This window comes from Actinoplanes flavus (assembly GCF_017592555.1).
Taxonomy (GTDB): Bacteria; Actinomycetota; Actinomycetes; order Mycobacteriales; family Micromonosporaceae; genus Actinoplanes; species Actinoplanes flavus.
Map to the genome: position 1 here is coordinate 1 of NZ_JAGFNS010000076.1, position 1,612 is coordinate 1,612.

Below are 1,612 nucleotides of genomic sequence, written 5' to 3' on the forward strand. Positions count from 1 at the left end.
TCGCCCGGCTCAAGCGCCACCGCGGCGTGGCCACCCGCTACGACAAGTTGGCCGTCCGATTCCAGGCCGTCCTAACCATCACGGTCATCTGCGAGTGGCTCTGACCGGCTTATGAAACACGCCTTAGCTTGAGTTTTACAGTAACGTACGGCCGGGCGGCATCGACCCTGGCTGATCATGGAGACAGCCCTTGATCGATGATCTTCTTGTCTAGTGCGTTGACCACGAACGTTCGCCGGGTCTGAGGCTCAGGCGGCCTTGAGTCGAGGTCGGCCCCAGCGTTGTTGTCGTTCGCTGCGGATACGGGACCGTTCGCGGCGTTGCGCGGTCAGGACGTCGGGGTGGCGGGCGTTGGCGTTGCGCCAGCGCAGATAGTGGTGCATCTTGCGGGCAAGGACGGTGTGGTTCGGGTGGTTCGAGTTCGCCATGGTGAACATGCGTAACGGCCCGAACTGCGCCTCGATCGGATTCGCCCAGGACGCGCTGGTCGGCGTCAAGCACAGTTCGACCTTGTTACGGGCCGCCCAGGCCCGGATGGCCGGGGTCTTGTTGGCCGACAGGTTGTCCATGATGACGTAGATCGGGCCACCGTCCGGCAGCCGCTGGCGGATCGACTTCAACGCCGACAGGGTGTGATCAGCGCCTTTGCGGCGGCGGATCACACCCCAGAGCTGGTCGTCGCCGAGGCTGTAACAGCCGTGGAAGTAGCGGATCCCGTGCGTGCGGTGGTAGGTCGCCGGCAGCCGGTCGGGATGTGTCAGGGGTGACCAGGACGATCCGTGGTGTGGGCGGATCGACAGTGGCCCGAACTGGTCGAACGCGAAACAGCGCTGCGGGATGTGGGTCGTGACGTGCTCGATCCGGTCGAGCTTGGCGTCGAAGTCCGGGTCCTTGGATTCCTTCCAGGTCCGGGTCCGTTGCCAGCTGATCTCGTTGTCGGCCAGGATCTGCCGGAGCCGTTCCCGGCCGATGGTGACCGTCCGGGCGGCGTCGGTGGCGAGGTAGTCGGCGAGTTTGCGCAGGCTCCAGCGGGTGAAGGGCCGCCCGAGCGTGCTCGGGCGGGCGGTGGCCGTCGCGACGATGAACGCGATGTCGTCGTCACTGATCAGGCGGGGACGGCCTCCCGCCCACTGAGGGTCCAGGCAGCGAAGACCGATCGCGTTGAACGCGTGGATCACGTCGCGGATGGTGTCCTCATGACCGGCGATCAGGTTCGCGATCGCCGAGACCGGTGTCCCGGACGCCGAGGCCAGGATGATCAGCGCCCGGCGTACCCGTATCGAATCGTGTTTTCCTCGGCGGACGAGTTGTTGCAGCTTGCGGCCCTCGTCCTGCGTCAACCGTCGCGCCCGTACCGGCTCGGCCAACCCGCCACCCACTCTCAACGACCGACATCACCGCCGTTGAGAGTGGGGTGTCACGAGCAGCTACCCACGGAGCCGTCCCGGCGTGTCGCCGACCCGGTGAACGTTCGTGGTCAACGCACTAGGGAAGAGAACCGAATCAAGGGCTGTCTGATGATCAGTGTGCCTGACGTCGATCCGGCTGGTGCTCTCGGGCGTCTGGCGGGGTTCCGGGCCGGAGTTCCACCGCTGTCTGACCGCTCGCGCGG

At 65.9% G+C, this 1,612-nt stretch carries 1 protein-coding gene and 1 pseudogene; one reads left to right on the forward strand and one right to left on the reverse strand.

Annotated elements, in window-relative coordinates:
* A pseudogene (locus J5X75_RS45270) lies at positions 1-104 on the forward strand (IS5 family transposase); the annotation flags it as partial.
* Between the two features lie 144 nt (positions 105-248).
* Here the strand turns inward: J5X75_RS45270 and J5X75_RS43715 are convergent.
* A complete protein-coding gene (locus J5X75_RS43715) occupies positions 249-1,367 on the reverse strand; it encodes an IS630 family transposase (RefSeq protein WP_208473634.1) in 1,119 nt (372 codons plus the stop codon).
* Between the last annotated feature and the right edge of the window lie 245 nt (positions 1,368-1,612).